Origin of the sequence: Yoonia sp. R2-816 (assembly GCF_046762905.1) — a bacterium.
In the GTDB taxonomy this organism is placed as follows: domain Bacteria; phylum Pseudomonadota; class Alphaproteobacteria; order Rhodobacterales; family Rhodobacteraceae; genus Yoonia.
In genome coordinates this window covers 167,581-194,435 of sequence record NZ_JBKQXN010000185.1, presented here as the reverse complement: position 1 = coordinate 194,435, position 26,855 = coordinate 167,581, and the positions used below count along the sequence as shown (strand labels likewise).

Here is a 26,855-nt window from a genome sequence, read left to right as displayed (position 1 = left end):
AGCTGTTTCCACACGTGAACCAAATCCGCATTTACCCCGGTATTGTCAGGCATTGGTCCCATTCCTGCCTGATTTCGCGCCCAAGAATGGACTCAAGTTGATAGAGTTTTAGGAAGCGCGCATGGATCGTCTGACGGAAATGGAAGCCTTTGCCACGGTAGTTGACCAGGGCGGGTTCACAGACGCTGCAAAGAAAATGGGGATCTCGAAATCCGCTGTGTCCAAGCATGTTTCTTCGCTTGAGGCGCGGCTTGGTGCACGCCTTCTGAACCGGACAACACGCCGCGTCAGCCCGACCGAGATCGGGTTGGCCTATTACGACCGCGCCCGCCGCGTGCTGAATGACGCAGGCGAAGCGGATGCGCTGGTGACATCAATGCAATCGGCGCCCTCCGGCCTGCTACGCATCAGTGTTGCCACTGATTTCGGAGTTAATCATCTGTCACCCGTCTTGGGCGATTTCCTGAGCGAGTTTCCCGACATTACCGTCAATATGGTTCTGAACAACCGCTATGTTGAATTGATTTCCGAAGGCTTCGACATGGCCGTGCGCATTGGCGAGCTCGAAGACAGCACCCTGCGCGCTCGCAAACTGACCGAAACAACAAAACGCATGATCGCAAGCCCGGCCTATTTTGAGCAGTACGGACGGCCCGAGAAGATCGACGATCTCAACGAACATAAGCTGCTGCATTATTCCAACCAGGCAAATTCCGCCGTCTGGAAACTGACAGCACCCTCGGGCGAAAAACGGCAAGTGCGAACAGCAGGCTGGCTGACCGTCAATGATGGCCAGTCCCTGCTGAATGCCTGTGTGGGCGGTCTTGGCATCGCCTACCTGCCCAGCTTTCTTTACGCAGATGCCATGCGCAGCGGACTGGTGGAAGAAGCCATTCCTGACCTCCCGCAGGAAACGCAAGGCATCTACGCCGTCTACCCGCCGGGCCGGTTCACACAGCCCAAGGTGCGGGCATTTATCGATTTCCTCGTGCATGCATTTGCCGAGAAAGGCCCCGATACCTGGTAGGGCCGAACGGAGTTTTCCCAAGGTGCATGTCACCCTACTGGCGCGGCCCGTGTTGTTTGGCCGCGCTTTTTTATTGCTGATTAAATGATTGAAAAGCTTTGGTTGTCATTCTGATTCCTCTGAGGGGTCAAGATGAACAGAATTTTGCGTATGCTCGAACCGCGAAGTGGCATGGGCGTTTTCGTCCGTTTTGCGGTATTCGTATCATTGATCGGTCTTGCGAACGCGGCGTTCATGGCCTTTTACGCAGGACAGGTCGCGCCAGAGCCTCGCTTTGCCATCGTGCATGCCGTTATCGTGGGCGGGCCGTTCACCGCATTTTTCTTCTTCATGCTGATGCAGCAGGTCCGGCTGCAAAGAAAACTGTCAGCGCTGTCGCGCAAGGACGGGCTGACCGGCATCAACAATCGCCGCACCTTTATCGAGATGACAAATCGGCGTCGCCAGACGTCGCCCGTTGGGGCGCTGTTTCTGCTGGATGCCGACCATTTCAAGAAGATCAACGATACCTATGGTCATCAGACGGGCGATACATGTCTGGAAACCATTGCCTATGCCCTGCGCCGCAATCTGCGCGAAAATGACGTCGTGGGTCGCATCGGCGGCGAAGAGTTTGCAATCTTTCTGTGCGATGCAACACTGGTGCAGGCGCGCGCGATTGGCGAACGGCTGACCAAGCCGATTGCATTTCAGGGCCCACCGGACAATCCCCACCTGACCGTCACGCTGTCGGTTGGTGTGGTGATCGCGGATGAGACCCATGAACTCGATGAGCTGTTCAATCTGGCCGATCGCGCTCTCTATCGTGCTAAGGAGGAGGGGCGCGCGCGAGTTGTCGTATGGAACGAAATGACGGAGCGATCAGACATCAAGAAAGCGGGGTGATCACCGTTCCGGGATGGAGGTGATGATGACCTCGACCCTGCGGTTCGCCTCGCGCCCATCTTCGGTCGCGTTGGTGGCAATTGGGGACAGGTATCCCATTCCCTCCGCAGCCAATTGTCGGCGGTTGACCCCGTAGTCGCTGACCAACCGTTCCAGGACCGATGCCGCGCGTCGTTTGGACAGGGCGATATTGGCATCCAGCGAACCAGAGGTATCGGTGTGCCCGACCAGCGCCACTGTCATCTCTGGTGCGGCCAACAGAAAATCCGCCAGCGTCTGCAACGACGTAAATGGGCCTTCCCCAAGCTGAGAAGAACCGGTGGCGAAGGCCAGATCGTCCAGCACCACATGGCCAAGTGTACTCAACTGTTCGTTCAGGTTGCCGGTGGTGGGTGGGGTCGCGGCACGGGCAGGGGGGGCGCTTGATGTGACGAGCGGTTCATCTTCTTCTTCCGGCGGCGGACCGACGCGGGTCACTTGAATAAACCCCGCCTGCGCGGTCCGGCTGACGAATAGGCTGACATATTCGGTTCCATCTGAGACGCGACGCCGCGCTGCCAGGAAACGGAAATCGCCGATGTTGATCTGCATCTCCGGCGGGGGCAGGGTTTCGGTGCCAAAGCGGAAATCGAAACCGCCGCAAGCCTCGGTCTGGCATTCGAAAATCACGCGGAAACGCGCGTTGCGTAGCTGTTCGCGCAGCGGGCGCAGCAGTTGCAAGGTTGTGAGCGACTGGGCAGAGACGCGCCAGGCTTGCTGCGTTTTTTGCCCCTCCACAACCTCTGTCGGCAAGGTGCCGTTTTCCCAGATGCCAACCGGCATGGCATAACTGTCCAGATCGCTGACAACCTCAGTCTGCAGGCTGGCATTACTTGGAAAATCAAGGGTTTGTGCCGCAGCGGCGGTGGCCGACAACAGGACTAAAGCAACCAGCCGGACGATCATCGTGCCTGGGCGTGATAGGCATCATTGGGGCGCATATCGGTGGCCGATGCCATCCGGTTGCTCATGTTATAAAACCCGGTGACGGCGGCGATGTCCCAGATGTCGCGGTCCGAAAACCCGACCTGGCGCAGCGCGTCGCGGTCGGCCTCGGTCACCTTTGCGCTGGATACCGTCACCAGTTCGACGAATTCCAGCATCGCCGTCTGGCGCGCATCAAGCCGCGCAGCCCGCCAGTTCATCACCAGCTTTTCACCCAATTGTGGATCGCCCGACAATTGCCGGACAGCGGCGCCATGGGCGGTCAGGCAATAATAGCATTTGTTGATCGACGACACGGTGACCGCGATCATCTCGCGTTCCAGCTTTGTCAGCCCGGAATCAGCCAGCATCACATCGTTATAAAGCGCGGTGAAGGCATTGAGCTTGTCGATATCAAAGGCGTAGGCCTGCAGCACATTGGGGACCATCCCCAGCTTATCCTGGCAGATATCAAAGTATTTTTGCGTCGCTTCCGGCAGCGGATCAACCATCGGCAAATCAAGGGCGGTGGGCTGTTTGGTCAAAAGATCACTCCGGCAGGCTGCGATAATGATACTGTCCCACAACCGTCATCCCGAGGGAAGCGTAGAGCGTGTTCGCGGGCTCATTGTTCTGCGCGGCCACAAGTGTGAGGAATGCGGCGCCCTGTTCCTTGCCCCAAAGGGCCGCCGCGCGGGTCAGGTGCTTGGCCAGCCCTTGCCTGCGGTGGCCCTCGCCTACCTCAAGAGCGTGGATCATCACGCAATCGGCAGCCATCCCGACATAGACGGTGCCTGCAGGCTTGTCATTCATCCGGCCCAGCAATGTGGTCTTGGGCGGGCGGGCGCGGTCCATGATGGCGATGCGGCCCGCGCCAATGCCGCCAGCCTCCCAAATCTCGGTCTGAATGGTCAGGGGCGGCCAAACCCGGAATGCGGTGACCGGCGGAACCGGATCGGTGGCGAAGAGGTCAATCGGGGCGGCATACATGTTGACCGGGTCCTTGATGACATATCCCTGTTCTTCCAACTTGGCATCCAGCCATTCGTCGCCTTCACGGATCATGAAAAGCGGGTTTTGCCCGGCCTCCATCATCGCGGCTGCGGCCAGATCAATCTCGTGATCGGTGGCAGGCCCTTCGGCGGTGGCCGCGCTGACCCTGCTGCTGCCGCTATCATCCAGACGCACGGTCCAAGGCCCCAGCGCCTGTTTGGCAGAGGAGGGCCAGGTGCCATCAATGATGGCGTATAACTTCTGGGCACTCGGTAATGTCACGCGTTAATAATGCTTTCCAATGTTGTCATCGCCGTATCCAGTTGCGCCGCGTCAGTGCCGCGCACGACAATGTTTGACCCGTATATACCGTCTTTTTGAAAGGGATAAGAGCCGACTGACAGATCAGAGAACTGCTGCGCGAAAACGCCCAACGGGCCTGCGATGTCGCCCTCACCCCGCAACACACGCAAGGTTCTCGAAATCAGCGGTGCCCCCCCGGTCAGGGTCGGCAGGATACTGGCGACCATGGCCTGAAACACCGCCGGAACCCCCGCCATCACATGCACGTTGCGAATGGTAAAGCCCGGGGCCGCGCTGACCGGATTGTCGATCAGGGTCGCGTCGTCCGGAATGCGGGCCATGCGCAGCCGGGCGGCGTTCAGTTCTGTCCCAGCGCGGTCGTAATGCGCCTGCAGGATGGCCCGGGCGTCATCGCGCACATCAATCGGCGTATCGAACGCCGCAGCGATGCAATCGGCGGTGATATCATCATGGGTCGGGCCAATCCCGCCGCTGGTGAAAACCGTGTCATACCCGTCCGCCAATGCGCGGACAGCGGCGATGATCGCCGGGGCATCATCGCTCACGACGCGCACCTCTTTGAGGTCAATACCGGCTTCGGTCAGTTGCCCGGCCAGATAATGCATATTGGCGTCACGGGTCCGTCCTGACAGGATTTCATCCCCGATGACAAGCATGGCGGCGGTGGGGTTTGGCATTCTGGTTCTCCTGCAGGTCCGAACTGGTTATAGGGTGGCCCCATGCAATTTTCCACGCCCCTTGTGCCCGCCCGTCTGATCCGCCGCTATAAACGGTTTTTGGCCGATGTCCGGCTGGAGGACGGGCGCGAGGTGACAGCCCACTGCGCAAATCCCGGCTCCATGATGGGTCTGGCGGAGCCGGGCATGAAAATCTGGCTGGAACCGAATGACGATTCCAAGAAGAAGCTGAAATTCGGCTGGCGGCTGGTTGATCATGAAAACGGACATTTCACCGGGGTCGACACCTCCATACCGAATAAGGCGCTGAAGGCGGCCTTGATGGCGCATCAGGTGCCCGGGCTGCTGCCCTATAATATGGTGCGGTCAGAGGTGAAGTACGGCCAGAACAGCCGCATTGATTTCCTGCTGAGTGGTGAAGGCCCTGATACCTATGTCGAAGTCAAAAGCGTCACCTTGTCCCGCAGGTCGGGGCTGGCGGAGTTTCCCGACAGCGTGACCGCACGCGGGGCCAAACATTTGGCGGAATTGACGGACATGGTGCGGCAAGGCCACCGGGCGATCATGTTCTATCTCGTGCAGCGCACCGACTGCACAGCCATGACGTTGGCCGGGGATATCGATCCGGCCTATACGGCAGCCTTCGCTGAAGCAAAGGCCACGGGGGTGCAATGTCTCGCCCAGACCTGCACCATCAGCCCGGCAGAGATAGCACTGGGTGAACCGATCCCGATGCAACCCTAGAACTTGGGCATTAATTGGCCTATGTGCGTTTGCAACACCGACAAAGGAAGACACACGTGCAGACCAATAACGGCCGGATTACCAAGGATGGCATCCGTATTTACGAGGCTGGCGATTTTGCGGGGATGCATGCCGCCGGAGCGCTGGCCGCGCAGATCCTCGATGACATCGCCGACCATGTGTTTCCGGGCCAGACCACGGCAGAGATCGACCGCCTGATCACCCAGATGGTCGAGGATGCCGGGGCGACCTCGGCCACAATCGGCTATAAGGGCTATCAGCATGCCAGCTGTATTTCCGTCAATCATGTGGTCTGCCACGGTATTCCGGGTGACAAGAAGCTGAAGGATGGGGACATCCTGAACATCGATGTCACCGTCATCGTCGATGGCTGGTTTGGCGACACCAGCCGCATGTATGTGGCTGGCAATCTGTCCCGCAAGGCAGAGCGACTGATCCAAGTCACCCACGATTCCCTGATGAAAGGGATCGAGGCGGCCAGGCCGGGCAACACGTTTGGTGATATCGGCCACGCCATTCAGGTCTATGCCGAAAGCAATCGCATGTCGGTTGTCCGAGATTTTTGCGGTCACGGCCTGGGCCGCGTGTTTCATGCCCCGCCGAACGTCGTGCATTACGGTCGTCCGGGCACTGGTCCGACGCTGGAAGAAGGCATGTTCTTTACCATTGAGCCGATGATCAATCTGGGCCGCGCCGACACAAAGGTGCTGGCCGATGACTGGACCGCGGTGACCCGCGACAAATCCTTGTCAGCACAGTTCGAACATTCCATCGGGATCACGGCGGATGGCTGCGAGATTTTCACGCTGTCCCCCGGCAACCGATATCATCCCACCTGGATCACCGGGTGACGCCGAACCGGACACTGATCCCGGTTCTGAGTGCGGCGAATTTCGTCATCGGCATGGGGGCCTTTGTCCTGATCGGGATGCTGACCCCGCTGGGCGAAGGGTTGGGGATCACACCGGCCCGCACCGGCTGGATCATGACCACCTATGCATTGGCCTATGCCGTACTCTCGCCCTTGCTGGTGTCGTTGACCGGGCAGATCGGGCGGCGGCGCGTGCTCGCCTTTGCGCTGAGCACGTTTGCGGCAGCAAACCTTCTGTCCGCGCTTGCCATAAACGAAGTGATGCTGCACGGCGCGCGCATTCTGGCCGCCGCAGGTGCCGGTGTCATGACACCCGTCACCGCCGCCGTGGCCGCCGGACTGAGCGCAGAGGAAGAGCGAGGCAAGGCCCTGGCTGCTGTCTTTTTTGGCCTGACTTTGGCGCAGGTGCTGGGCGTGCCTGTGGGTAGCTGGATCGCCTACACATTTGGCTGGCGGGCGGCCTTTGGCGTTGTGGTCATGCTGGCCATTCCGGTGATCATCATGGTCTGGCGGGTTGTACCTGCCGGGCTGGCCTTTCAGGTGGTCACCCTGCGCGATCTGGGCCGTACCTTGGGCGAGGCGCGGACAATGCTGGCTGTCATGTTCACGACGACCTTCCTGACAGGGATCTATGTCGTCTACACCTATCTGGCGCCATTGCTGGAAGACACGATGGGGTACGGGCGCGATGGCATCACCATGGTCCTGATTGTTTTTGGGCTGGGGGCCGTTGGGGGCAATCTGCTGGGGGGTCGGATGACCGACCGGATCGGACCGTTCCGCACCCTTATCTGCCTGTCGATCATTCAGTTTGTCACGATGCCGCTGCTGTCGCTGCTGCCCTTGCCCGACGTTTGGGTTTTTGTGATCTGCGGGCTCTGGTCGGTGTTTGGCTGGTCCTTCATGGCCGCCCAACAGGTCAGGATCATCAGCATTGCGCCGGAAAGTGCCGCCATCGTGCTGGCCCTGAATGCCGCCGCTATCTATATCGGCGCGGCCATCGGTTCGGCCATCGGCAGCGCGGTGATCAGCGGATATGGCGTGACCGGGCTAGGTGTTGCAGGCGGGTTTGTCGCCCTTTTGGCAGTGATCCACATCTCGGTTTCAGAGGTCTGGAACCGGCAAGGGGGAAAAACGGGCGTAAATTCACCCTAAGTTCTTTGCTTGTATCCTGCTGCAGCACCGCTTACCTACCCGGTGTCGCTAGCGGTGACACCCCTTCCCAAAATCACTGATGAAAGGATGCATGACATGCACCTGACAAAGTATGCAGCCATCGCTGCCGTCTTCACCCTGACCGCGACCTCTGCCTTGGCCCAAGAGGTGACCCTGCGCTTTCAGCACTTCGTATCGCCTGCCAGCGCGAACCCGACCTATTTCATGCAGCCATGGGCTGATGCCATCGAAGAACAGTCAAACGGCCGCATCAAGGTCGAGCTTTACCCGTTCATGCAGCTTGGTGGCGCTGCACCGAACCAGTATGACCTGATCCGCGATGGCGCGATTGACGGCGGCTGGGTCATCCCCGGCTATCAGCCCAATCGTTTTCCGGAGGCTGAGGCCCTGGAACTGCCCTTCATGACCACCAAATCGGCCGAGGAAGCCTCTGCCGCTGCGTGGGAATTCACCCAAGACTACCTCATGGATGACTTCAAGGATGTGCATGTCATTGCGGCTCATATGCACGGGCCCGGCATCGTGCACAAACGTGGTGACGCGGTTGATACAGTGGATGATTTCGCCGGTCTGAAACTGCGCGGCCCATCGCGCCCCGCGACCCTGCTGCTAGAGGAATTGGGCGCCACCCCCATCGGGATGCCAGTCCCACAATTCCCTGAAGCCTTGTCAAAGGGTGTGGTCGATGGGGGCGTCATCACGTGGGAGATGTCACCATCGCTCAAGCTGAACGAGCTAACCGACAGCCACACGGATGTGGCAGGTGACCGGGCGCTTTATAACCTCTATTTCATCTGGGCGATGAACAAGGATGTGTATGACGCCATGCCCGACGACCTGCGCGCTGTCATCGACGCCAATTCCGGCATGATGGCCAGCATGTGGGCAGGCCGGGCGCATGATACTGGCGATATCGTGGGCCGTGATGTGATGGCCGCGGATGGCAACCAGATTGCGGAAATGTCAGAGGACGAAACCGCGCGCATCAAGGCGCTGGGCGAGGCGGTGACCGCCAACTGGATTATCGAGATGAACGCCAAGAGCTATGACGGTGCCGCACTTGTTGATGCCGCAAAGGCGGCGGTGCGGAACAATACTGGTGACTGAGGCGTTTACATAGCGTGAGTGGTTAACGATTATCGCGTCCGATCCTTTGGATCGGGCGTTTTTTCGTCGGTCCCGTCCAGCCTGCGCCAGATCAGACTGAGCAGTGTTTCCCCCGCCAATGGGCTGACGCAATCGGAAATCAGAACAGGCGCGCCAAATGGTACTGGCGCAGGCAGCGGCAGGCTTGCCGTCTTTTGCCTGCGCACCGTTGGTATAACGCTGAAATCGGTCGCGTCGGTCATAAGGTCAGACTAGTGGCGGCAGGCGATCAGCGCAAATCAAGCGCCAGTGCGATCTGATCAAAATTTGTCACAGGCACTGCTCCGGTCCCGTTCACCCGATCCGGATCGCCGTCAGCCACGTAGCCGAAACAGCGAATGCCAGCGGCCTTGGCCGCGTTGAACCCGGCAGGCATGTCATCAATCATCACCGTTTCGTCCGGGGTCACACCGGCATCTGCCATGATCCGCAGCAGCATATCCGGTTTCGGCTTGGGGCCGTGATGATGCCCGGTATAAATCCGCCCGGCAAACCGGTCCCACAGCCCGCTGGGGGTCAGGCTGATCTTCATCTTGGCCACGGGGCCGTTCGATGCGATGGCCCGGCCGATCCCCGCCCCGTCCAGCACGTCAATCAGATCGAATACGCCGTCAATCACCGGCACATCGTGGCGCAGCGCATCAAAGACGGCGGCGTAGAGATCATCCAGCCAGTTATCTGGCAGGGTTGCGCCGCGCCTCATCGCTTCCTCACCCACCGCCTGGATCGTCCCACCACGAAACAGGCCGGGTATTTCACTCGGCGCCAAGGGCAGGCCGTATTCTGTCAGCTTTTTCGACAAAACCACATCCGTCAAAGGCTCGGTATCGACCAGCACGCCGTCGCAATCGAAAATCACCAGCTTAGTCGCCATGGCGCATCACCGTGATCCAGGTGTCACCATAGCGGCGCTGGTCCAGCTGCATAAAACCGGGTGGCGCGATCTGGGGCTGGCTTTCTTCCCAGACGATCAAGGCACCTTCGGCGACCCAGCCGCCATTCATTGCAGCGATCAGAGCCTTGCCGCCCAGGTCCTGCCCATAAGGCGGATCAAGAAAGACTAAATCGCACGGTTCGCCCTTTGGCAGCTTTGTCGCCTCTGCCCCGATCAGTGTTACATCCGCCTGCCTGCGCAGTTTGATGATATTATTGCGGATCAGCTTTTGCGCCACCCGGCCGCTGTCGACAAAGGTCACATGAGCCGCACCGCGTGACAACGCCTCCAATCCCAGCGCGCCGGTGCCTGCGAACACATCAAGCACGCGGGCATCCGTGATTGGGTCACCAAAGCGACCCCCTTGCAGCACATTGAACAGGCTTTCGCGCACTCGGTCGGATGTGGGGCGCAGATGCGCGCCGGTATCGCCCTTGCCCACGGTCGCCAGCGCCGTACCGCGATGGGTGCCGCCGATGATCCTCACGGGTTTAGCAGTGCTTTCATATCCGTCGCCGGATCGGTGATGACCGCCGGATCAGGGCTGCGCCCTGCTTCGATCAGGCGCTTGCCGATCATATAGTTGCGCGGGTCGTTCATGGCGTCCACTGCCAGCAGTTCAGGCCCTTTGTAGTACCAGTTGGACTGCACGCCGGGGGTATCGCCCCTGCGCACATAAACATCGGTGTAGCCCCTGTTCAGTCCGGCGATCTGCAGTTTGCAGTCATACTGGTCCGACCAGAACCATGGTTTGGGCATGTAAGGCACGTCGCGGCCCATAATGTTCAACGCCACCGCCTCTGCCTGATCAATGGCATTGCCGACGCTTTCCAGCCGAATAAGCTCCTCATGAAACAGGCAAGAGGCACAGTCACCGGCGGCCCAGATATGCGGATCAGAGGTGCGGCCATAGGCATCGGTCGTAATCCCGTTATTCACCTCCAGCCCGGCACTGTCTGCCAGGATCGTCGCAGGCGTGATGCCAACGCCGACCACGGCGAAATCAAGCTGCAAGATGCTGCCATCGGTCAGCACTGCACCAGAGACATGATCATCGCCCAGCAACCGGTCCAGCCCCACACCTTCGCGAATGTCGACACCATGGGATTGGTGCAGCGCCCGGAAATAGTCGGATGTCTCAGGGGCGGCCACACGCTGCAGGATGCGGTCAGCTGCCTCGACCAGCGTGACCTCCAATCCCAGCTTGGATGCAACCGCCGCAGCCTCCAGTCCGATATAGCCGCCACCGATGATCAGCACGCGCCTGTCCGGCTGAAAGGCAGGCGCCATGGCATCGGCATCGGCCAGATCACGGACCAGATACAGCCCATCCAGCATCCCCCCGACCTCTGCAAGCAAGGTGCGCGGATATGCGCCGACGGTCAGCACAAGTTCGTCATAATGCAAGCGCTCATCGCCCGTCAGGGTCACCACCTTTGCGGGGCGGTCGATGCCCACGACGCGCGTGTCCAGACGCAGTGTGATGTTGTTGTCGTCGTAGAATTCAACGGGACGCAAATACAGGCGCTCTTCGGCCATTTCCCCAAGTAAATAAGCCTTTGAGAGCGGCGGCCGCTGATAGGGGGGCACCGTTTCAGCGCCGATCAGGGTGATGTCACCATCAAACCCTTCGGCCCGTAATTTCGCAACGAGCGAGGCGCCAGCCTGACCGCCGCCAACCACAACCACATGTGTCACGGGAAATCGCCCCTCTTCGCTGGCCCCTTGTTCAGCAGGACTCTATATGGGAAGCGTCGGAAGACACAATTACGAACAGGGGCTAATGAGATGACAATCAAAGTGGGTGACACGCTGCCGGACGCAACATTGCTGGTGATGAGCGACGATGGACCAAAACAGGTGCCGTTGGCCGACAAGGTCAAGGATCGCAAGGTGGTGATTTTCGGGCTGCCGGGGGCGTATACCGGTACATGTTCCACAGCCCATGTGCCCAGCTTCATGATCACGCATGACGATTTCAAGGCCAAGGGCGTGGACGAGATCATCTGCGTGGCCGTGAATGATCCGTTTGTGATGAAAGCCTGGGGCGACAGCACAAAAGCCAATGACGTCGGCATCACCATGCTGGCTGACGCCGAAAGCAGCTTCACCACCGCCATCGGCATGAACTTCAGCGCGCCGCCGGTCGGTTTTGTGAACAGGTCCAAGCGCTATTCGATGCTGGTCGAAAATGGTGAAGTCAAAATCCTGAACGCCGAAAGCAATCCCGGCGAATGCGAGATTTCGGCAGGCGAGACGCTGTTGGAACAAATGGACTAAGTGTGAAGCGGGCGGCCCACTGGCCGCCCATTCTTCTTATTCCGATACGTTGACAATGGTCCGTGTCGGGAAGGGGATGTTGATTTCGGCGGCGTCCAGCGCCTCTTTCACTTTCCGCTTCATATCCGCCTGATAAGCGAAGTAATCGCCACTGGCGCACCAGACACGCACCAGAAAATCAACCGAACTACTGCCAAGGTTGTTGACCTGGATAAACGGCTCCGGATCGCTCATGGACCGGGGGTCAGCCATGATTGTCTCGCGGATCACGTCTTCGGCCTGTTTCAGGTTCACGCCATAACCCACGCCAAAGGTCCATTCGGCCCGGCGGGTCGGGTAGACGGAATAATTGGAAATCGTGTTTCCCCAGACTTCCGAATTGGGAATGATGATCTGCACGTTCCCGATGGACGCCAGTTCAGTGTAGTTCAGGGTGATATCCTTGACCGTACCCATCTGGCCGTTGACCTCGACGAAATCACCAATCTTGATGGGGCGGAAGAACACGATCATCACGCCTGCTGCGACATTCGAGAGCGTGCCCTGCAAGGCCAGACCGATGGCCAGACCGGCCGCACCGATGACGGCAATGACAGATGTGGTCTGCACCCCGAATGTGTTCAGCACGAACAGGAACGCAAAGCCGACCACCACATAGCGGACGACATTGCCCAGGAAATTGAACAGCGTCACATCAAGATGGCTGTACTGTTCGCCTAGCCGGACCAATCGTTTGCGCACCCAGCCGCCAATGATAAAGCCGACGATCAAGATCAGGATCGCGGCAATTACACTGCCAAAGATCGACGCCAAAAACTCAAGCGTCAGTAAATCCGCGACGGTCCGACCATCCCAGATTTCGGTATTCAGTAACTCTTCCAACTTATTCTCCTGCGAGCGCGTCCAGTTTTGCGCCCAGTTTTGCATCCAGAGCCGACAGACCATCGGCGTCGTGGGTGGTCAAGGTCACCTCGACCATCTTGTAAACATTCGACCACTCTGGATGATGGTTCCATTTTTCGGCCCAGATCGCGGCCTTTGTCATGAACCCGAATGCCTCGACAAAGTTCCGAAACACAAATTTCTTGTGGATCGCATCACGCCCACTGACCAGTTCCCAGCCATTGTTAAGCAGGGGTTTGATCTGTGCGTCCCGTTCAGCCTCGGTCAGTTTGTCGGTCATTGGTGGTCCTCCTGATGGGATTTGCGGAAAGGTCCGTAACTGGTCAGCACCTCGATCTCGTGATCCACCGCATTGCGTTCGGCGTCAAGGTAGCGGGCGACCGCATCGCGGAACCCCGGATCGCCAAACCAGTGCAGCGAATGGGTGGGGGTGGGCAGATAGCCGCGAGCAAGCTTGTGTTCGCCCTGCGCGCCCGCCTCGACCTTGCCCAGACCCATCCGGATCGCGAAATCAATGGCCCGGTAGTAACACAGCTCAAAATGCAGGCAGGCATGATGTTCGGTGCAGCCCCAGTAGCGGCCAAACAGCGTGTCGCGCCCGATGAAATTGAGCGCGCCCGCAATGGGTCGCCCATCCCGGATTGCCAGCACCATCAGGATGTCGTTCCGCATGGTCTGGTGGGCGAAGTGAAAGAAGTTGCGCGTCAGGTACGGCGTACCCCATTTCCGGTTCCCGGTGTCCTGATAGAATTGCCAGAACGCATCCCAATGTTCCGGCTGGATCGCGTCACCGGTCAATTCCAAAATCTCACTGCCAAAGTCATTCGCCTGCTGGCGTTCCTTGCGGATGTTCTTGCGCTTGCGGCTGGAAAGGGATGACAGAAAGTCATCAAATGTCCCATAGCCATCATTGACCCAGTGAAACTGCTGACCGACCCGATGCAGCAATCCCATTTCAGCGCCAGCAATCGCTTCAGCCTCGGTGCAGAAGGTGGCATGGACCGATGACAACTCGTTATCCGCAGCGATTTGAATCGCCCCCTGGATGAGGGCGGACATGCCCGCCGCCTCGTATCCGGGGCGGGTCAGAAACCGGCGGCCCGTGGCAGGCGTAAATGGCACGGCTATTTGCAGCTTTGGATAATAACGACCACCCGCACTCTCATATGCATGGGCCCAATTGTGGTCGAAGATGTACTCGCCCTGGCTGTGCCCCTTTGCATAAAGCGGGGCGACGGCAGCAATCTGTCCGTCGATCCTGGCCGTCAGATAGCGGGGCTGCCAGCCAGTGCCGGGACCGACCGATCCGCTGTCTTCCAAGGCTTTGAGGAAACGGTGGGTCGTGAACGGGTCATCGGGCCGTCCATCCGTCGCCTCCGGGCAGGCGCAGGCGTCCCAATCGGTGGGGTCGATCCCGTTGATGCTGCCGTGGGCTGCAATTTCGATGGGTGTGTCATCCATGGGGGTTTACTTGGGGGGCTGTGGGCCGCCGTCAAGCCAGATAGCCCTCAAAGGTGACATTATCCACGATCCGCCGCGCTTCTGCCTCAGCGGCGGCGCTACGGATCGTCCAGCAAAGGATCGCGGCCCCCTGATGTTTGAGCTCCGCCACTCGAGGCCGGTCCAGATCGCCCGCTTCGTGGCTAATGAAACAGGCCCCCACGCGGTCATAATCCGGGATGTCGCGCAACCTGTCCCGGACTTGATCCGGGACCTCTGGCCAGAACTGCGCCTGATAGCTTGAGGTGACAAGGCCGCGCGGAATATCCGGTGCCAGTTCGGCCAGTTTGGTGACACTGTGCGGATTGAACGACATCAGGGCGACATCGCCAGCATATGGCTTCAGCGCATCCGCCGTTGCCTGCTCCAGCGGCCCGATATCCGGCCCCATCCCGCCATCCTGATCCTTGATCTCGATCAGCAAGGGCACACGACCGTCGACCAGCGCCAGCACATCCTCTAATGAAGGTATCGTGCCGCCGTCATCGGTCAAAGCGATCGCCTCTAATCCGGCGCGGGTACGGGCGCGAACGGCGCCGTCCTGTGCGGTCAACCGATCCAGCACATCATCGTGAAATACCATCGCATGACCATCGGCGGTCAGTTGCACATCCATCTCGATGCCATAGCCAGCCTCAATGGCCGCCTTGATCGATTTCATGCTGTTTTCTACTCGGCCCGCCTTGCGGTCATGCAAGGCACGGTGGGCAATAGGGCGATCAAAGAACGAAGCAGGTAGGCTCATTTGATCTGAAAGATTGCTTCGATCTCGACCGCGACGCCCAGCGGCAGACTTGCGGCGCTGACCGCGGCGCGGGCATGGCGGCCTTTGTCGCCCAATGCAGCCACAAAGAAATCAGAGGCGCCGTTGATCACCTTGGGTTGATCAACAAAGTCCGGGGTAGAGTTCACGAAACCGGTCAACTTGACCACGCGCACCAGCCGATCAATGTCGCCTTCGCAGGCCACTTTGAGCTGCGTCAGCAGGGAAATGGCGCATAGCTTTGCCGCTTCGGCACCCTGTTCCAATGTGAAATCGGCACCAACGACACCTTTCACCGGGCCGTTTTCGTCCTGCGAAATCTGGCCTGAGACATAAACCATGTCACCCACAGTAACGAATGGCAGATAGTTGCCCGCAGCCTTGGGTGCTGCACCCATATCCGGCAGGGTCACGCCAAGTTCCGCCAGTTTGCTTTCAATCGCGCTCATAGCATCCTCCATTGCTGCCCGGACGCTAGCGGGCAACGCAGGCGGGTGCAATCAGGACTCGCGGAAGGCCTTGGCGAAATAATCGGCCAGCGGTTTGAGGAGATACTGCATCGGGCTTCGTTCGGCGGTCCGCACAAATGCCTCCACCGGCATACCGGGGATCAGGGTCATGTCGGACGGCAGTTTATCTATCTCGCCTTCGTTCAATTGCACCTCGGCCCGGTAGTAGGACAGACCAGAATTCTCGTTCTGAAAGGCGTCAGCCGAGATCAGGGTGACTTCGCCTTTCAGCTCGGGCGTGCGACGTTGATCAAATGCGGAAAAACGCAAGGTGACCTCCTGACCCAGATGGATCTGGTCGATATCGATAACCTGCACTTCTGTGGCAATCACTAGCGGACGGTCCTGCGGGATCAGGAACAGGACCGGGTCTGCAGGCCGGATCACCGATTGTTCGGCAAAGACCTGCAGGCCATAGACGATACCCGAAACGGGTGCGCGGATATCCAGACGGTCCAACTGGCGACGCAGCGTGCGGCGGCGCTCTGACAGTTCCAGCTCGTTGAATTGCAGGTCGCGCAGACGGGTGATCGCCTCTTCCCTGCGGCTGGTGGATAAGCCAAGGATCTGGATCTCAATCTCGGTCATGCGTTCGGCGGCCTGGGCGGCTTGCGCTGTCAACTCGCCCACGCGGCCCAACAGATCGGCCTCTTCGCGTTGCAGGGCCAAAACCCGGCTCGCCTGAGCCAGGCCCCGATCCAGCAGGCTTTGCTGGTCGGTCAGTTCCCGTGCAATCAAATCACGTTGGGTCGATAATGCGGTCTGTTGCGCCTCGATCCCATTCAACTGGCTGGCGATCTGCGCCCGCTGCTGGGTCAATTGCTCGACCGCCCGCTTGCTTGACTCCAGCCGCGCCTCAAACAGACGGATCTGGCCATTGATCAGTGTTTCTGCATCGGCGTTGTCAGCTTCCAGCAAAACAGCATCAAAGACGGGGCGGTCCAGATTGTCACGCTCTGCCTCAAGACGGCCGCGGCGGGCCAGAATTTCAAACAACTGGCCTTCGACGACGGCCAGTTCCGATTGCAGGACAGACGGATCAAGCCGGATCAGTAGAGCGCCGGCCTCGACGGTATCGCCCTCATCCACCAGAATTTCCTCGACCACACCGCCATCGGGGTGCTGGACAACCTGACGGTTGCGGTCCACCTCGATCTGGCCCGATGTGATAACAGCCCCTGTAATCTGGGCCATGACTGACCATGTGCCGAATCCGCCCACAAGTATCACCAAAGCGATCAGGCCGACGGTCATATGACGCTTGGCCGACCAGCGGGTGCTTAGCGCATCGCGTTGCTGGTTCATGACACACCCCCGGTCTTGCCAACGCTTTTCTGGATTTCCTTGTGGTTCTTGACCATTTCGGCCAGCACCTCGTCCTTGGGGCCAAAGGCACGGCGGGCACCGCCTTCGATGACCAGCAACGTGTCGCATTCCTGAATGGCCGCCGGACGGTGGGCCATGATGAAAACGACTTTACCTTCGGATTTCAAGGTCTTGATCGCCTTGTTCAGCGCCGCCGATCCATCATTGTCGAGGTTCGAGTTAGGCTCATCCAGCACCAACACAACCGGATCGCCATACATGGCCCGCGCCAGACCGATGCGCTGGATCTGACCACCCGACAAACGGCCGGTGTTACTGGTCACGCGTGTGTCGTAGCCATCGGGCAGTTTCAGGATCATCTCGTGTGCGGCGGCCTTTTTTGCGGCTTTCACCACCGCGGCATCATCGGGCTGCATCGACATCCGGGCGATGTTTTCCTTGATCGTGCCGTCAAACAACTGCACGCGCTGCGGCAGATAGCCGATATGCTGGCCCAGCACGTCCGGGTCGTACTGATCCAACGCGGCCCCATCGAGACGGATCTTGCCGCCAGCAGGTTGCCACACGCCGGTCAGCACACGGGCGAGCGTCGATTTCCCGGCACCAGACGTACCGATAACACCAACCGCCATACCCGGTTTGATATCAAAGCTGATCAGACGCAGTGATGCCTGCTTTTCACCCGGTGGAACCACAGTCACCTGATCGGCGATCAAACGGGCCTTTGGCTTGGGCAATTGTGTACGCTGCTCTTCCTCGCCCACCGATCCCAACAGGATGCACAGTTTGCGCCAGCCTTCGCGGCCCTTTTGGAAAACGGCCCACTGACCGACGATCATCTCGATAGGGGCAAGCGCGCGGCCAAGCAGGATGGAACCGGCAATCATCGCACCGGGCGACAGTTCGTTCAGCAGCACCAGATAGGCACCCAGACCCAGCATCGCGGATTGCAGAAACAGGCGGAACGCCTTGGTCAGCGACGTGAATGTGCCAGAGGCATCAGCCGCCCCGATCGTGGCATCAAGCGATTTGCCACGGGCCAGTTGCCAGCGGTCAAACGCAGCCCCGCGCATCCCCAGCGAATGGACCATCTCGCTTTCGCCGCGTATCTGCGTGCCCAATTGTTCCGAGGCAAATGACGCCGCATTCGCTGCTTCAAGCGGTTTGCGGGTGGTCAATTGGTTCAGGATCGCGACGGCAACCAGAATGGCACCGCCAACCAGTGCCAGAACACCCATCGTAGGGTGAAAGATGAAAATGCCCCAGATGAAAAGGGGCGTCCAAGGCAAATCAAACAGGGCCATCAAGGCCGGCGATGTGATCAGGCGTTGGGTCGCTTCCAGATCGCGCAGGCCGGTTGCGGCCTCGCGCGGGGCGCGGTTCAGCGTCGTGGCCTTCAGGACGGCGCTGAAAACGCGTCGGTCCAGACGGGCCTGAAACCGGGCCCCGACCCGGCCCATCACGCGGCCACGGACAAAATCCAGAATACCCATCATGGTATAGAGAAACGCAACCAGCGCGGTCAGGAAAAACAGCGTCTCGAACGACCGCGAGCTCAGTACCCGGTCATAGACGCTCAGCATATAAAGCGGACCGGTCAGCATCAGCAGGTTCACGAAAAAGCTGAAGATCGCAACCATCCAGTATAAATGACGGCTTTCGCGGCGCGCCTCGATCAGTTCGGCTTCGCCCTTGGCTTTGACTTCGTCCAACATGTGCCCCAGTTCGCCTTTTCGTCGTATTCATACCCTGCGGCGGCAGGTAGCAGAAATTCAGGACAGAGTTAATGCGATTCTATGCTCTGACCTTGCGTGACGCATCCTCTAGCATGAATCGTTGATCTGGCGATAAAAATGGCCCACACAATTGGGCGATGAACCGCAAACACTATCTGACTTTGGCAGTTTTCTGCCTGCTGACGCCGGGGCATGGGCACGCCGGACCCTATGATGGCGTCTACAAACAGACGGCCAATGCTGAATGTTCTTTGGTTGGTGCCGATGGCGGATCGCTCAAGATCGCTGAAAGCATCTTTTACGGGGTCGAGGTAGAGTGCCGGATGACGAACCCCGTCGACATCAACGATATGGATGCCACGATCTATACCATGGAATGTTCCGGCGAGGGCCAGACCTGGACCGAACGGGCGATCATGATGATCGACGCGCAGGACCCGGGCATCTACATGATATGGGACGGCTACGCTTTCCGGTATGATCTTTGTGAAGAGGGTGAATATTGACCCCGGCGTCAGTTGTTCACGATCAGATCCAGCACATCCAGAATATCGTTATCCACGATTTGACCACCTTCGCTTTGCAGCAGGCCCGTTGCGGCGGGTTCTGGCGGGGCGATCATGGGCAGCGGTGTGGGCGATCTGTCCGCAAGGACGCGCACCATCGTTTCGTGCCAGATCGTGGCGGGCAGGCCGCCACCCGTTACACCTGACAAGGGGCGGTTGTCGTCATAGCCCATCCAGACCCCGGTGACATAATCGCCGGTGAAGCCGATGAACCAGGCATCGCGGGCGCCATTTGTGGTGCCGGACTTGCCTGCAACCTGCCAGCCATCAATGCGCGCCCGACGGCCGGTGCCTTCTTCAACCACCTTGGTCATCATCCATGTCAGTTGGCGGGCGGCATCCTCGCGGATGACCCGCTCACCAATGCCGGCGCCGGTGGCGTCCATCAGCAATGTGTCATCGCCCTGAATGCGCAGGTCGGTCAGGCCATATGGTGTCACCGCCGATCCACCGTTCAGGATACCGGCAAAGGCACCTGTCATCTCGATCAAGGTACTTTCGGATACACCCAGCGCCAGTGCCGGGCCAGCGGCCAGATCACCCTCGACCCCGAAGCCATTGGCGACATTGCGCACCAGTTCGCGGCCCACATCCTCGGACACAATGATGGCCGGAATGTTGCGGCTTTCGGCCAAGGCCTGAATCAGTGTCACAGGCCCCTTGAAGGTGCGGTCGTAATTCTCGGGGCACCAGTCACGCGATCCTCGCCGTTGCCAGCAGGTTGGTGCATCATCAACCATCGCATAAGGCGACATGCCCAGATCAAGCGCGGCGGCGTAGATAAATGGCTTGAAGGCCGATCCGGTCTGGCGCAGCGCTTGCGTGGCGCGGTTGAACGCCCCGGTGGCCGAGATATTGCGCCCGCCGACCATGGCACGCACGGCCCCGTCTGCAGACATCACGACAATGGCCGCCTGTGCTTCGGACCCTTCGCGCACTTCGTTTTCAAAGACCGAAATCAGGGCCTCCTCGGCGGCGGCCTGAATATCCTGATCCAGCGTCGTGCGAATGATGACGTCTTCGGTGGTGTCGCGGGTAAAGAACTCAGGCCCGCTTTCCATGACCCAATCCGCAAAGAAGCCGCCTGAATCCTGCTGGGCGGATTCGGACAGGGTGGCGGGGTTGGCAATGGCGTTCATCGCCTCTTGCGTCGAAAGATAGCCCTGTTCTTCCATCAAGCCGATCACAATCGCAGCCCGGTTCTGGGCGCGTTCGAGGTTGCGGGTAGGGGCGTTGGTGGATGGGGCAGTCAGCAGGCCCGCGAGCATCGCAGCCTGCGCCGGGTCCACCTCGGCCGCTGACACACCGAAATACCGCTGTGCAGCCGCTTCAAAGCCTCGGCTGCCTGCGCCCAGATAGGACCGGTTCAGATAAATCGTCAGGATATCTTGCTTGGAATAGGCTAATTCCATGCCTAGGGCAAAGACAGCTTCACGGGCTTTGCGGCGCAGCGATGTGCGGCGGCAATCCGCCTCATAATCGGCCTCTGATTCCCATTTGGTCGGATCGAACGGCACGCCCAGACACAAAAGCTTGGCGGTCTGTTGGGTAATTGTGGATCCGCCATGGCCTGACAGCGGGCCGCGCCCTTCACGCAGGTTGATCCGGATGGCCGACGCAATGCCGCGCGGCGAAATGCCAAGATGGCGGTAGAACCGCTTATCCTCGGTCGCGACAACGGCGTTGTGCAAATGGGGTGAAACAGATTCAGCCCTGACCATCCCGCCAAACTGATCGCCGCGCCAGGCAAAGACCTCGCCTGTCAGATCGGTCATGGTGACGGAACCACGGGTGCGGCCATCAATCAACTCTTCCATCGCAGGCATCTGGCTTGCGAAATAAAGCGAAAAGCCACCGATGATCAGGGCGGTCACCAGCCCCAGCCGCCAGCTGACGGCCCAGATGATCCGCACTGCCCAGCGGAAGGGCAGCAGCAGCCAGCCAATGGGACCTGTGGGTTTGCTCCGTTTGGGCGCTGCCTTGCGACGTTTCGTGCGGGACGACGCGGCCTTCTTCTTTGGCGCAGGCGTCTTGCCTGTGCTGCCCGCAGGATAGCGCCGTTCGGCCACCAAAGGTGTCCGTTTTTTGCCGTTTCCACTCATATTCCGCTCGACTGACTGTTCGGTCTGATTTTGCTGCACCATAGCGGGTCTTGCGACGCGCCACCACCCAGTAAGATTCCACCAGACGAGGCACAGACAGGCCGTTTTCGGACGCGGCGAAGGATCGCTGACTCGATCATCTATCTGCCCAATAAGTAGGCAGTCGACAGCTTTTGTGCAAAAAATGTGCAACAGTGGCCGGTTTAAGTGACGCTGCACCGCAGCATTGTCTTGTCCGGCGCCTTCGCGGGCGCTTTGTCTTGCCGGGCAAGCGGGCGCTGCCAAAACGGACCCGCCAAAGAATGCGCAAGGGGAAGAATGTGAAACTCATCATTGCAACAATCAAGCCGTTCAAGCTCGAAGAGGTGCGCGAGGCGCTGACCTCTGTGGGTGTGCGCGGCATGATGGTGTCCGAAATCAAAGGTTTCGGATCACAATCGGGTCATACGGAGATTTATCGCGGCGCGGAATATGCCGTGAATTTCGTGCCGAAAGTGAAGCTCGAAATCGTGGTTCAGGACAGCATGGCCGATCAGGTCGTCAACACCATCGCGACAACGGCCAAAACCGACAAGATCGGCGATGGCAAGATTTTCGTACTCGACGTGGAAAGCGCCCTGCGGGTGCGCACCGGCGAGACAAATGATGACGCGCTGTGATCGCGTAATGAGGGACAAATCAATGAATTTTTTCAAGTTTACAACAGTCGGCGCGGGTCTCGCGCTTTTGCCGACAGTCGCGCTGGCGCAGGACGCCCCGGCACCGACATTCGACGAAATCGGCCCCTATCTGATGACCACGCTGCTGTTCCTCGTGGGCGGCTTCCTCGTATTCTGGATGGCCGCTGGCTTTGCCATGCTCGAGGCAGGTCTGGTGCGGTCCAAAAACGTCACCATGCAGCTGACCAAGAACATCGCGCTATTTTCAATTGCGTCGATCATGTATTGGCTGATCGGCTTCAACCTGATGTATCCCGGCGACGGCTGGCTTGTCAGCGGCTGGCTGGGGCCGTTCTTCAGCTGGACAGAGCTTGAGGCGGTCGGCCTGGCCGCGGAAGACGCAGCATTGGATTATGCGTCTGTCGGGTCCGATTTTTTCTTTCAGCTGATGTTTGTGGCAGCCACGGCATCCATCGTGTCAGGTGCCTTGGCGGAACGGATCAAGCTGTGGCCCTTCCTGATTTTCGTCGTCGTTCTGACGGGCATGCTGTATCCGATTTCCGGTTCATGGAAGTGGGGCGCGGGCTGGCTGGACGCCGCTGGTTTCAATGACTTTGCGGGTTCGACCATCGTGCACTCTGTTGGTGGCTGGGCGGCCTTGGCCGGTGCGCTGATCCTTGGTCCCCGTCTGGGCAAGTACAAGGACGGTCGCGTGCATCCAATGCCTGGCTCCAACCTCGCGCTGGCGACATTGGGTACATTTATCCTGTGGCTTGGCTGGTTCGGCTTTAACGGCGGCTCTCAGCTTGCCGCCGGGACAGTTGGCGATATCACTGACATCTCGCGCATCTTTGCCAACACCAATATGGCTGCGGCCTCTGGCGCGGTGGCGGCATTGATCCTGACGCAGGTGATGTACAAGAAGGTCGATCTGACCATGGTGCTGAACGGTGCGCTGGCCGGTCTGGTGTCGATCACCGCTGAACCGCTGGCACCCACCTTGTTTGGCGCGCTGTGGATCGGTGCAATCGGCGGCGTGATCGTCGTATTCGCCGTGCCGATGCTGGACAAGCTGAAGATCGACGATGTGGTTGGTGCGATCCCTGTCCACCTGTTTGCCGGTATCTGGGGGACCATTGCGGTTGTCTTCTACAATGCCGAAGCGTCGTTGGTGATACAGTTGACAGGTATTCTTGCCTACGGCGTCTTCACTTTTGTGGCCAGCATCGTGCTGTGGATCGTCCTGAAAGGCATCATGGGCATCCGTGTCACCGAAGAGGCCGAAATCAACGGGCTCGATACCTCGGAACTGGGGATGGAAGCCTATCCCGATTTCTCGAAAGGCTGATCCCTTCCAAGCTGTCTTTTGAGTACTGGCCCGGGCGGAAACGCCCGGGTTTTTTTACAGGCGGGGATGGGTCAAGACCCATCTTACGACCGAATGACACGATTTTCTTGCATCAAGTGTCGATATTGCGGGAGTTTCTGCTGTAATTGGTATGATCTGCAGACGATTGCGCGATGACATTTCACGATATGCGCGCAATTTTCGCACCGAACGATTGACCAGCCAGACCGGAGCGTACCATGATCCAGACCCCTTACCTTCTGTACCTTGGCGATGCGCCTGACGGGCTTGCCGCAAAGGTGGCCCAGGGGATCAAGGACTGGCGCCCCGAAAACGCCGTTGGTCAATTCCGGATGAAAGGCTGCGGGGCTGATCTGGGCATCAATGACCTGACACTGGAAGAAGCGCGGGCCGCCGGTGCCCAGACCCTTGTGATCGGCGTGGCAAACCGAGGCGGCCATATCTCCAAGGCCTGGAAGGAGGTCTTGGTCAAGGCGCTGCAAATGGGGTTCGACATTGCATCGGGGCTGCACAATCTGTTGCGGGACGAGGACGAGCTGGTCGCCGCTGCGCGCGTGGCAGGCCGTTCGCTTTTCGATGTGCGTATCCCGTCGGTGGCTTATCCCATCGCAAACGGCAAGAAACGCACTGGCAAGCGGTGCCTGGCTATCGGGACTGATTGTTCGGTGGGCAAGATGTATACCGGCCTGGCCATGGATGCCGAAATGCAGCGGCGCGGTATGAAATCCACATTCCGCCCCACTGGGCAGACCGGCATTCTGATCACCGGCGGCGGCGTACCACTGGACGCGGTGATTGCGGATTTCATGGCCGGTGCGGTGGAATACCTAACGCCCGACAATGACCCTGATCACTGGGATCACATTGAAGGGCAGGGAAGCCTGTTTCATGTCTCCTACTCCGGCGTGACGATGGCCCTGATCCATGGCGGGCAGCCTGATGCGCTCATCCTCGCCCACGAACCGACGCGGACCCATATGCGCGGCCTGCCCGATTATGATCTGCCCAGCCTTGAGACATTGCGAGATACCGCGCTGCCTCTGGCCCGGGTGGCCAATCCGGACTGCCGGATCACGGGCATTTCAGTGAATACCCAGCATTTGCAAGAGGATGAGGCATTGACCTATATGGCCGAGGTTGAGAAACGGATGGGGCTACCAACGGTCGATACATTCCGGCAGGGGGCCGGGCGTCTGGTGGATGCGTTGGCAGAACTTTGATGCCTCCGGCGGGGATATTTATGCTCAGAAGAAGATGCGGATGCGAATTGACGTAAGCAGGGATGCCTTCCCGCTGGCACAGGTGTTTACGATCAGCCGGGGGTCGCGGACACAAGCCGATGTGCTGACCGTGACGCTGGACGGCGTCGCGCGCGGCGAATGTGTGCCTTATGCCCGCTATGGTGAAACGCTGGACAGTGTTGCGGCGCAGATCGAAAGTCTGCCCGCGACCTTAACCCGCGAAGGTTTACAAAGCCTTTTGCCAGCGGGTGCCGCACGCAACGCCGTTGATTGTGCGTTCTGGGATTTGGCCGCTAAACGGGCCGGTGTTCGTGTGTGGGAACTTCTGGGATTGACCGAACCGAAGCCACAGGTGACGGCCTATACCCTGTCTTTGGATGCGCCGGAGGCGATGGAAAAACAGGCCGCGCGGCATGCCAAGCGCCCGTTGTTGAAGATAAAATTAGGTACGCCTGACGATATGGCCCGGTTGGAGGCTGTGCGGCGGGGTGCGCCGGATGCCCCGATTATCGTGGACGCCAACGAAGGTTGGACGGCAGAGGTTTATGCCGAACTGGCCCCGCACCTGATCCGGCTTGGTGTGCAGATGGTCGAACAGCCGTTGCCTGCAGGCGATGATGAAATGCTGGGCGAAATCGTGCGCCCGCTGCCGGTTTGCGCCGACGAAAGCTGCCATGACCGCGCCAGCCTGCTCGGGCTGAAGGGCAAATATGACATGGTCAATATCAAGCTGGACAAGGCCGGTGGGCTGACAGAGGCGTTGGCGTTGAAAGAGCAAGCAATTTCAAAAGGTTATGATATCATGATCGGCTGCATGGTGGGGTCATCGCTGGCCATGGCGCCCGCAACGATCCTCGCACAAGGGGCGGCGTTTACCGATCTCGATGGCCCACTTTTGCTGGCCGAGGACCGCGCGCATCCGCTGATATTCGATGATGCGGGCGTGCATCCGCCGGATGCCGCGCTCTGGGGTTAGCTCTGAATGCCCTTGGCAGCCATGGCGTCGGCCAGTGGTCCGTCAAAGGCCACAACTTCAAGATAGGTGTGATGCTGTTTGAGTTGGCCCTGCTCAATCGCTGCGACACGCGCCGCCGCTTCTGCCGCGCTGGCAAAGACGTTGGGTGCCGCAATCAGGGCCGGTGGCCCTGAGGTCGGGACGCGGATGACGGCATATCTGGTCATGCGCGCAAGCCTATCATCAAATGACCTGCTTGACGCCACCGGCAAATCATTGGACCAACATCACAAGCGATCAGAGGGAGCCTAACCATGACCCGTATAGTTTATGTAAACGGCGCGTACCTGCCAGAGGCGGAGGCCAAAATCTCGATCTTTGATCGCGGGTTTCTGATGGCGGACGGGGTGTACGAGGTCACATCGGTGCTGGATGGCAAACTGATCGACTTTGACGGCCATGCCAAACGGTTGGAGCGATCATTGGGCGAGTTGGATATGCCGCATCCTGCGGTTCTACCTAACCTGTTGGAAATCCACAAGGAACTGGTTCGTCTGAACGAGATCGAGGAAGGGATGATCTATCTGCAGATCACCCGCGGTGCCCCGGATGACCGCGATTTCGTGTTTCCGGACCCGGAGACGACCACGCCGACAGTGGTGCTGTTCACCCAGAACAAGCCGGGCCTGGCCGATAGCCCTGCTGCGAAGAAGGGGATCAAGGTCATCTCGATCGAGGATCAGCGCTGGTCGCGCCGTGATATCAAGACGGTTCAGCTGCTTTACCCGTCCATGGGCAAGATGATGGCCAAGGCGGCCGGTAAGGATGACGCCTGGATGGTCGAGGATGGGGCGGTGACCGAAGGGACATCAAACAACGCTTATATCATTAAAAACAATACGATTATTACCCGGCATCTGGGCAATGAAATCCTGCATGGCATCACCCGCGCCGCTGTGCTGCGGTTCGCCAAAGAGGCGCAGATGAAGGTGGAGGAACGCAGTTTCACCATTGCTGAGGCACAAGAGGCGGATGAGGCCTTTATCACCTCGGCCAGCACATTCGTGATGCCGGTCGTCGAGATTGATGACGCGGCTATCGGGGCAGGTGCACCGGGGCCCGTCGCGACCCGCCTGCGCGAGATTTATCTGGACGAAAGCCGCAAGCGCGCCGTCTGATCGCGCA

At 59.2% G+C, this 26,855-nt stretch carries 30 protein-coding genes; 13 read left to right on the top strand and 17 right to left on the bottom strand.

Annotation, left to right across the window (positions count from 1 at the left end; all coding sequences use genetic code 11):
- Positions 1 to 121: 121 nt before the first annotated feature.
- Together ACFWW2_RS10405 and ACFWW2_RS10400 are read left to right on the top strand one after the other, a co-directional pair.
- Positions 122 to 1,027 carry a LysR family transcriptional regulator gene (locus ACFWW2_RS10405; protein ID WP_393927959.1) on the top strand — a complete coding sequence of 302 codons (906 nt, stop codon included), beginning with the start codon at positions 122 to 124 and terminating at the stop codon, positions 1,025 to 1,027.
- A gap of 132 nt (positions 1,028 to 1,159) precedes the next feature.
- On the top strand, positions 1,160 to 1,912 hold the full coding sequence (locus ACFWW2_RS10400) for a GGDEF domain-containing protein (protein ID WP_393927958.1): 753 nt from the start codon (positions 1,160 to 1,162) through the stop codon (positions 1,910 to 1,912).
- Here ACFWW2_RS10400 and ACFWW2_RS10395 read toward each other — a convergent pair whose 3' ends face one another.
- Genes ACFWW2_RS10395 through ACFWW2_RS10380 form a run of 4 tightly spaced genes read right to left on the bottom strand, consistent with a single transcriptional unit; the run spans position 1,913 to position 4,869 of the window.
- A complete protein-coding gene (locus tag ACFWW2_RS10395) occupies positions 1,913 to 2,857 on the bottom strand; it encodes an OmpA family protein (protein WP_393927957.1) in 945 nt (314 codons plus the stop codon).
- Positions 2,854 to 3,420: a peroxidase-related enzyme gene (locus ACFWW2_RS10390; RefSeq protein WP_393927956.1), complete on the bottom strand. Its 567-nt coding sequence runs from the start codon at positions 3,418 to 3,420 to the stop codon at positions 2,854 to 2,856. Before ACFWW2_RS10390 ends, ACFWW2_RS10395 begins: the two co-directional genes overlap by 4 nt.
- Before the next feature lie 4 nt (positions 3,421 to 3,424).
- A complete protein-coding gene (locus ACFWW2_RS10385) occupies positions 3,425 to 4,150 on the bottom strand; it encodes a GNAT family N-acetyltransferase (RefSeq protein WP_393927955.1) in 726 nt (241 codons plus the stop codon).
- A complete protein-coding gene (locus tag ACFWW2_RS10380; protein WP_393927954.1) occupies positions 4,147 to 4,869 on the bottom strand; it encodes a competence/damage-inducible protein A in 723 nt (240 codons plus the stop codon). The genes ACFWW2_RS10385 and ACFWW2_RS10380 overlap by 4 nt, the downstream gene beginning before the upstream one ends.
- Before the next feature lie 42 nt (positions 4,870 to 4,911).
- Between ACFWW2_RS10380 and sfsA the strand changes: the two genes are divergently transcribed.
- From sfsA to ACFWW2_RS10360, 4 genes are all read left to right on the top strand, one after another.
- On the top strand, positions 4,912 to 5,613 hold the full coding sequence (gene sfsA / locus ACFWW2_RS10375) for a DNA/RNA nuclease SfsA (protein WP_393927953.1): 702 nt from the start codon (positions 4,912 to 4,914) through the stop codon (positions 5,611 to 5,613).
- Between the two features lie 56 nt (positions 5,614 to 5,669).
- Complete coding sequence (gene map / locus ACFWW2_RS10370) at positions 5,670 to 6,485, top strand: type I methionyl aminopeptidase (RefSeq protein WP_393927952.1); 816 nt, start codon at positions 5,670 to 5,672, stop codon at positions 6,483 to 6,485.
- On the top strand, positions 6,482 to 7,660 hold the full coding sequence (locus ACFWW2_RS10365) for an MFS transporter (protein WP_393927951.1): 1,179 nt from the start codon (positions 6,482 to 6,484) through the stop codon (positions 7,658 to 7,660). Before map ends, ACFWW2_RS10365 begins: the two co-directional genes overlap by 4 nt.
- An 87-nt stretch (positions 7,661 to 7,747) precedes the next feature.
- A complete protein-coding gene (locus ACFWW2_RS10360) occupies positions 7,748 to 8,788 on the top strand; it encodes a TRAP transporter substrate-binding protein (protein ID WP_393927950.1) in 1,041 nt (346 codons plus the stop codon).
- Between the two features lie 29 nt (positions 8,789 to 8,817).
- On the opposite strand, the gene ACFWW2_RS10355 is transcribed toward ACFWW2_RS10360, so the two are convergent.
- From ACFWW2_RS10355 to ACFWW2_RS10340, 4 genes are read right to left on the bottom strand one after another with little or no spacing between them, the layout of a single operon-like run.
- A complete protein-coding gene (locus tag ACFWW2_RS10355) occupies positions 8,818 to 9,030 on the bottom strand; it encodes a hypothetical protein (protein ID WP_393927949.1) in 213 nt (70 codons plus the stop codon).
- Positions 9,031 to 9,056: 26 nt separating this feature from the next.
- Positions 9,057 to 9,701 carry an HAD family hydrolase gene (locus ACFWW2_RS10350; RefSeq protein WP_393927948.1) on the bottom strand — a complete coding sequence of 215 codons (645 nt, stop codon included), beginning with the start codon at positions 9,699 to 9,701 and terminating at the stop codon, positions 9,057 to 9,059.
- Entirely contained in the window at positions 9,691 to 10,248 is a 558-nt protein-coding gene (gene rsmD, locus ACFWW2_RS10345) for a 16S rRNA (guanine(966)-N(2))-methyltransferase RsmD (RefSeq protein WP_393927947.1), read from the bottom strand. The genes ACFWW2_RS10350 and rsmD overlap by 11 nt, the downstream gene beginning before the upstream one ends.
- Positions 10,245 to 11,459, bottom strand: a complete 1,215-nt coding sequence (locus ACFWW2_RS10340) for an NAD(P)/FAD-dependent oxidoreductase (RefSeq protein ID WP_393927946.1) — start codon at positions 11,457 to 11,459, stop codon at positions 10,245 to 10,247. Before ACFWW2_RS10340 ends, rsmD begins: the two co-directional genes overlap by 4 nt.
- 90 nt (positions 11,460 to 11,549) lie before the next feature.
- On the opposite strand from ACFWW2_RS10340, the gene ACFWW2_RS10335 reads away from it, so the two are divergent.
- On the top strand, positions 11,550 to 12,041 hold the full coding sequence (locus ACFWW2_RS10335) for a peroxiredoxin (RefSeq protein ID WP_393927945.1): 492 nt from the start codon (positions 11,550 to 11,552) through the stop codon (positions 12,039 to 12,041).
- Positions 12,042 to 12,077: 36 nt separating this feature from the next.
- Here ACFWW2_RS10335 and ACFWW2_RS10330 read toward each other — a convergent pair whose 3' ends face one another.
- From ACFWW2_RS10330 to ACFWW2_RS10300, 7 genes are read right to left on the bottom strand one after another with little or no spacing between them, the layout of a single operon-like run.
- Positions 12,078 to 12,923 (bottom strand): mechanosensitive ion channel family protein, encoded by an 846-nt coding sequence (locus ACFWW2_RS10330; RefSeq protein WP_393927944.1) that lies wholly within the window; start codon positions 12,921 to 12,923, stop codon positions 12,078 to 12,080.
- Position 12,924: 1 nt separating this feature from the next.
- Positions 12,925 to 13,224, bottom strand: coding sequence for a 4a-hydroxytetrahydrobiopterin dehydratase (locus ACFWW2_RS10325; RefSeq protein ID WP_393927943.1), 300 nt, complete (start codon positions 13,222 to 13,224; stop codon positions 12,925 to 12,927).
- Positions 13,221 to 14,405, bottom strand: a complete 1,185-nt coding sequence (locus tag ACFWW2_RS10320) for a GNAT family N-acetyltransferase (RefSeq protein WP_393927942.1) — start codon at positions 14,403 to 14,405, stop codon at positions 13,221 to 13,223. The genes ACFWW2_RS10325 and ACFWW2_RS10320 overlap by 4 nt, the downstream gene beginning before the upstream one ends.
- Before the next feature lie 31 nt (positions 14,406 to 14,436).
- Complete coding sequence (locus ACFWW2_RS10315; RefSeq protein ID WP_393927941.1) at positions 14,437 to 15,189, bottom strand: glycerophosphodiester phosphodiesterase family protein; 753 nt, start codon at positions 15,187 to 15,189, stop codon at positions 14,437 to 14,439.
- Positions 15,186 to 15,656: a RidA family protein gene (locus ACFWW2_RS10310; RefSeq protein ID WP_393927940.1), complete on the bottom strand. Its 471-nt coding sequence runs from the start codon at positions 15,654 to 15,656 to the stop codon at positions 15,186 to 15,188. Before ACFWW2_RS10310 ends, ACFWW2_RS10315 begins: the two co-directional genes overlap by 4 nt.
- Positions 15,657 to 15,707: 51 nt before the next feature.
- On the bottom strand, positions 15,708 to 17,021 hold the full coding sequence (locus ACFWW2_RS10305) for an HlyD family type I secretion periplasmic adaptor subunit (protein ID WP_393927939.1): 1,314 nt from the start codon (positions 17,019 to 17,021) through the stop codon (positions 15,708 to 15,710).
- The gene (locus ACFWW2_RS10300) at positions 17,018 to 18,757 is read right to left on the bottom strand and encodes a type I secretion system permease/ATPase (RefSeq protein WP_393927938.1); all 1,740 of its coding nucleotides are present in this window, start codon (positions 18,755 to 18,757) and stop codon (positions 17,018 to 17,020) included. The genes ACFWW2_RS10305 and ACFWW2_RS10300 overlap by 4 nt, the downstream gene beginning before the upstream one ends.
- Positions 18,758 to 18,915: 158 nt before the next feature.
- On the opposite strand from ACFWW2_RS10300, the gene ACFWW2_RS10295 reads away from it, so the two are divergent.
- Positions 18,916 to 19,284 (top strand): hypothetical protein, encoded by a 369-nt coding sequence (locus ACFWW2_RS10295; RefSeq protein ID WP_393927937.1) that lies wholly within the window; start codon positions 18,916 to 18,918, stop codon positions 19,282 to 19,284.
- Between the two features lie 8 nt (positions 19,285 to 19,292).
- On the opposite strand, the gene ACFWW2_RS10290 is transcribed toward ACFWW2_RS10295, so the two are convergent.
- Entirely contained in the window at positions 19,293 to 21,446 is a 2,154-nt protein-coding gene (locus ACFWW2_RS10290; RefSeq protein WP_393927936.1) for a transglycosylase domain-containing protein, read from the bottom strand.
- Between the two features lie 320 nt (positions 21,447 to 21,766).
- Here ACFWW2_RS10290 and ACFWW2_RS10285 point away from each other — a divergent pair, with 320 nt between their 5' ends.
- The 4 genes from ACFWW2_RS10285 to dgcA all read left to right on the top strand — a co-directional run bounded on the left by ACFWW2_RS10285 (position 21,767) and on the right by dgcA (position 25,691).
- A complete protein-coding gene (locus ACFWW2_RS10285; protein WP_393927935.1) occupies positions 21,767 to 22,105 on the top strand; it encodes a P-II family nitrogen regulator in 339 nt (112 codons plus the stop codon).
- Positions 22,106 to 22,127: 22 nt separating this feature from the next.
- Positions 22,128 to 23,453: an ammonium transporter gene (locus tag ACFWW2_RS10280; RefSeq protein WP_393927934.1), complete on the top strand. Its 1,326-nt coding sequence runs from the start codon at positions 22,128 to 22,130 to the stop codon at positions 23,451 to 23,453.
- 239 nt (positions 23,454 to 23,692) lie between these two features.
- Positions 23,693 to 24,694, top strand: a complete 1,002-nt coding sequence (gene dgcN / locus ACFWW2_RS10275) for an N-acetyltransferase DgcN (protein ID WP_393927933.1) — start codon at positions 23,693 to 23,695, stop codon at positions 24,692 to 24,694.
- A gap of 40 nt (positions 24,695 to 24,734) precedes the next feature.
- On the top strand, positions 24,735 to 25,691 hold the full coding sequence (dgcA, locus tag ACFWW2_RS10270; RefSeq protein WP_393927932.1) for an N-acetyl-D-Glu racemase DgcA: 957 nt from the start codon (positions 24,735 to 24,737) through the stop codon (positions 25,689 to 25,691).
- On the opposite strand, the gene ACFWW2_RS10265 is transcribed toward dgcA, so the two are convergent.
- On the bottom strand, positions 25,688 to 25,897 hold the full coding sequence (locus ACFWW2_RS10265; protein ID WP_393927931.1) for a hypothetical protein: 210 nt from the start codon (positions 25,895 to 25,897) through the stop codon (positions 25,688 to 25,690). The two genes, dgcA and ACFWW2_RS10265, sit on opposite strands and share 4 nt — an antisense overlap.
- A gap of 87 nt (positions 25,898 to 25,984) precedes the next feature.
- On the opposite strand from ACFWW2_RS10265, the gene ACFWW2_RS10260 reads away from it, so the two are divergent.
- A complete protein-coding gene (locus tag ACFWW2_RS10260) occupies positions 25,985 to 26,848 on the top strand; it encodes a D-amino-acid transaminase (RefSeq protein ID WP_393927930.1) in 864 nt (287 codons plus the stop codon).
- The last annotated feature ends 7 nt before the right edge of the window (positions 26,849 to 26,855 follow it).

Excerpts from the sequence above, each read along its gene's own strand:
- ACFWW2_RS10405 (WP_393927959.1), top strand. The coding sequence starts at position 122 with ATGGATCGTCTGACGGAAATGGAAGCCTTTGCCACGGTAGTTGACCAG.
- ACFWW2_RS10400 (WP_393927958.1), top strand. The coding sequence starts at position 1,160 with ATGAACAGAATTTTGCGTATGCTCGAACCGCGAAGTGGCATGGGCGTT.
- ACFWW2_RS10395 (WP_393927957.1), bottom strand. The coding sequence starts at position 2,857 with ATGATCGTCCGGCTGGTTGCTTTAGTCCTGTTGTCGGCCACCGCCGCT.
- ACFWW2_RS10380 (WP_393927954.1), bottom strand. The coding sequence starts at position 4,869 with ATGCCAAACCCCACCGCCGCCATGCTTGTCATCGGGGATGAAATCCTG.
- sfsA (WP_393927953.1), top strand. The coding sequence starts at position 4,912 with ATGCAATTTTCCACGCCCCTTGTGCCCGCCCGTCTGATCCGCCGCTAT.
- ACFWW2_RS10360 (WP_393927950.1), top strand. The coding sequence starts at position 7,748 with ATGCATGACATGCACCTGACAAAGTATGCAGCCATCGCTGCCGTCTTC.
- ACFWW2_RS10355 (WP_393927949.1), bottom strand. The coding sequence starts at position 9,030 with ATGACCGACGCGACCGATTTCAGCGTTATACCAACGGTGCGCAGGCAA.
- ACFWW2_RS10350 (WP_393927948.1), bottom strand. The coding sequence starts at position 9,701 with ATGGCGACTAAGCTGGTGATTTTCGATTGCGACGGCGTGCTGGTCGAT.
- ACFWW2_RS10335 (WP_393927945.1), top strand. The coding sequence starts at position 11,550 with ATGACAATCAAAGTGGGTGACACGCTGCCGGACGCAACATTGCTGGTG.
- ACFWW2_RS10325 (WP_393927943.1), bottom strand. The coding sequence starts at position 13,224 with ATGACCGACAAACTGACCGAGGCTGAACGGGACGCACAGATCAAACCC.
- ACFWW2_RS10320 (WP_393927942.1), bottom strand. The coding sequence starts at position 14,405 with ATGGATGACACACCCATCGAAATTGCAGCCCACGGCAGCATCAACGGG.
- ACFWW2_RS10315 (WP_393927941.1), bottom strand. The coding sequence starts at position 15,189 with ATGAGCCTACCTGCTTCGTTCTTTGATCGCCCTATTGCCCACCGTGCC.
- ACFWW2_RS10310 (WP_393927940.1), bottom strand. The coding sequence starts at position 15,656 with ATGAGCGCGATTGAAAGCAAACTGGCGGAACTTGGCGTGACCCTGCCG.
- ACFWW2_RS10305 (WP_393927939.1), bottom strand. The coding sequence starts at position 17,021 with ATGAACCAGCAACGCGATGCGCTAAGCACCCGCTGGTCGGCCAAGCGT.
- ACFWW2_RS10300 (WP_393927938.1), bottom strand. The coding sequence starts at position 18,757 with ATGTTGGACGAAGTCAAAGCCAAGGGCGAAGCCGAACTGATCGAGGCG.
- ACFWW2_RS10295 (WP_393927937.1), top strand. The coding sequence starts at position 18,916 with ATGAACCGCAAACACTATCTGACTTTGGCAGTTTTCTGCCTGCTGACG.
- ACFWW2_RS10290 (WP_393927936.1), bottom strand. The coding sequence starts at position 21,446 with ATGAGTGGAAACGGCAAAAAACGGACACCTTTGGTGGCCGAACGGCGC.
- ACFWW2_RS10280 (WP_393927934.1), top strand. The coding sequence starts at position 22,128 with ATGAATTTTTTCAAGTTTACAACAGTCGGCGCGGGTCTCGCGCTTTTG.
- dgcN (WP_393927933.1), top strand. The coding sequence starts at position 23,693 with ATGATCCAGACCCCTTACCTTCTGTACCTTGGCGATGCGCCTGACGGG.
- dgcA (WP_393927932.1), top strand. The coding sequence starts at position 24,735 with ATGCGAATTGACGTAAGCAGGGATGCCTTCCCGCTGGCACAGGTGTTT.
- ACFWW2_RS10265 (WP_393927931.1), bottom strand. The coding sequence starts at position 25,897 with ATGACCAGATATGCCGTCATCCGCGTCCCGACCTCAGGGCCACCGGCC.
- ACFWW2_RS10260 (WP_393927930.1), top strand. The coding sequence starts at position 25,985 with ATGACCCGTATAGTTTATGTAAACGGCGCGTACCTGCCAGAGGCGGAG.